This is a genomic window from Geodermatophilus chilensis (assembly GCF_002802985.1).
Lineage (GTDB): Bacteria > Actinomycetota > Actinomycetes > Mycobacteriales > Geodermatophilaceae > Geodermatophilus > Geodermatophilus chilensis.
On sequence record NZ_NVPT01000318.1, the window covers coordinates 1 to 2097 of the forward strand.

The window sequence follows — 2097 nt, forward strand, 5'->3', positions numbered from 1 at the left end:
GGCTCCGGTTCCGCAGCTGAGTGCGGGTTCTGGTGACGGGGCTCGACGTTTGTCCTGGTCGCAGGCGAGGCAGTTCGGCGGAGCATCGGATCGCCTGGTAACGGAGTAGGTTGTCCACATGTTGACTGCCTGCGGATACATCCCTAGCGTCTGGTGACGTGTTCGTGCGGGTGTCGACACGGCGAAACAGTGCCGGAGTTCCGGTGCGCTACCTGCAGCTGGTGCACAACACCTGGGACCCGGTCGCCCGCACGACCAAGGCGAAGGTGCTGCACTCCTTCGGCCGGGAGGACGAGGTGGACCGGGCCGCGATCGAGCGGCTGATCACCTCGCTGCGCCGGCTGCTGGACTCACCCGCCGGGCTGGTCGGCACCTCCACCACCGGTGGCGGGCCGGGTCTGGAATTCGTGTCCTCCCGCGCTGTGGGCGCCACCTGGGCGCTGGACGGGCTGTGGCGCTCCCTCGGGTTGGACGGCCTGCTGCAGCGGCTGCTGACCGGCACCCGGCGCGACACCCGAACCGAGCGGGTGCTGTTTGCGTTGGTCGCCGCGCGGACGATCGAGCCGGCCAGCAAGCTGGCCACCGCGGCGTGGCTGTCCCGGCGGACGTTCATCATCGGCCTCACCGACGACCCCGCCGGCGAGCCGGGCGGGGTGAGCGAGGACGAGTGCTACCGGGCGATGGACTGGCTGATCGAGGCCGCCCCGCAGATCGAACGCGAGGTGTTCTGGTCGGTGGCCACGCTGCTCGACCTGGAGGTCGACCTGCTGTTCTTCGACACCACCTCGACGTACTTCGAGATCGACGACGCCGACCCTGCGGTGGCCCGCAACGAGCGCGGCGAGGTCGTCGCGGGCCGACCGGCTCCGCCCGAGGCCGCCGGTGACCAGCCCGACGGCGGGGCCGACAGCGAACCAGAGCAGCCGAGCCGGGCGGGGTTTCGCACCTGGGGCAAGTCCAAGGACGCCCGCGGCGACCTGCCGCAGATCGTGATCGGGATGGCGGTCACCCGCACCGGCATCCCGGTGCGGGTGTGGTCCTGGCCGGGCAACACCGCCGACTCCGCGCTGATCCGCCAGGCCAAAGACGACCTGCGGGAGTGGACCCTGGCCCGGATCGTGTGGGTCGGTGACCGCGGGTTCACCTCCGCGGCCAACCGCCGCGACCTGCGCGCCGGCGGGCACGGCTACATCCTCGGCGAGAAGCTGCGCGCCGGCTCGGCCGACGCTCAAGCAGCCCTGGCCCGGCCGGGCCGCTATCAGCAGGTGGCGGACAACCTGCAGGTCAAAGAGGTCAAGATCGCCGACGACGAGCGGTTCATCGTCTGCTTCAACCCCGAAACCGCCCAGCGCGACGCCGCGCTGCGGGCGGTCATGGTCGACAAGCTCACCGAGCTGATCGCCGGCACCGACACGCTCAGCGAACGGCAGCGGGCCGAGCTGGCCGGGAAGATCTCGATGATGCCCGGCCCGCACCGCTACCTGCGCCAGACCCCGGGCGGGCTGCTGCGGGTCGACAAGGCCAAGATCGCCGCCGAGGCCAAGCTGGACGGCAAGTACCTGCTGCGCTGCTCGGACCCGACCATGTCCGCCGAGGACATCGCGCTGGGCTACAAGCAACTGGTCCAGGTCGAACGCGGCTGGCGGGACCTGAAGACCCACCTGGAACTGCGCCCGGTCTACCACCGCCTCGAGGCTCGGATCCGCGCCCACGTGCTGCTGTGCTGGCTGGCCCTGCTGCTGGTCCGCATCGTCGAGACCAAGACCGGGCGCACCTGGAACACGGTGCGTGAGGACCTGCAAGACCTGCACGTCGGCGTCTTCACCGGCCCGGCCGGCAGCTTCACCCAGACCAGCACGCTCACCCCCGCGGCCCGCGCCGCGCTGGCCGCCCTCGGCATCGACCCGCCCAAGAAGATTCTCCGCCTGGACCCCGCCGACACCGAGTCCGACCAGCAGCGCACCGCCTGACCACATCCGGTTCCGAAGGTTGCCTGGACGCCTGGTAACGGGGCCGCTCACCACCTAATCAGGCGTTTCTGCACGTCAACCGGCAGATTCACGTCACCAGACGGGCTCACAGCTGCGGAACGCGAGC

At 70.5% G+C, this 2097-nt stretch carries 1 protein-coding gene; it reads left to right on the forward strand.

Translation table 11 applies throughout. The annotated features are described in order from the left end of the window. Window positions 1-203 precede the first annotated feature (203 nt). Entirely contained in the window at window positions 204-1970 is a 1767-nt protein-coding gene (locus CNO22_RS26805; protein ID WP_198588640.1) for an IS1634 family transposase, read from the forward strand. The last annotated feature ends 127 nt before the right edge of the window (window positions 1971-2097 follow it).